The organism is Weizmannia acidilactici (assembly GCF_008974185.1).
GTDB lineage: Bacteria > Bacillota > Bacilli > Bacillales > Bacillaceae_C > Weizmannia > Weizmannia acidilactici.
Genome location: NZ_BKZP01000117.1, coordinates 1 through 243 on the forward strand (window position 1 = coordinate 1; position 243 = coordinate 243).

The 243-nt window shown below is 48.1% G+C and carries 1 rRNA gene; it reads right to left on the bottom strand.

The annotated features are described in order from the left end of the window. Positions 1-164 (bottom strand): 23S ribosomal RNA (locus tag BpJC4_RS15955); the annotation flags it as partial. Positions 165-243: the final 79 nt, after the last annotated feature.

Sequence of the window (243 nt, forward strand, 5' to 3'; positions counted from 1 at the left end):
GATTCAGGCAGGAATCCTGTCCGATTATGGACAGGGGGTTTCCCCATTCGGAAATCTCCGGATCAAAGCTTACGTACAGCTCCCCGAAGCATATCGGTGTTCGTACCGTCCTTCATCGGCTCCTAGTGCCAAGGCATCCACCGTGCGCCCTTTACAACTTAACCATGTTGGTTTCAAATCCAAAAGATGGCGATTCTCGGTTTACTTGGTTTTTTCTCCTATCCGGTTTTCAAAGAACACATT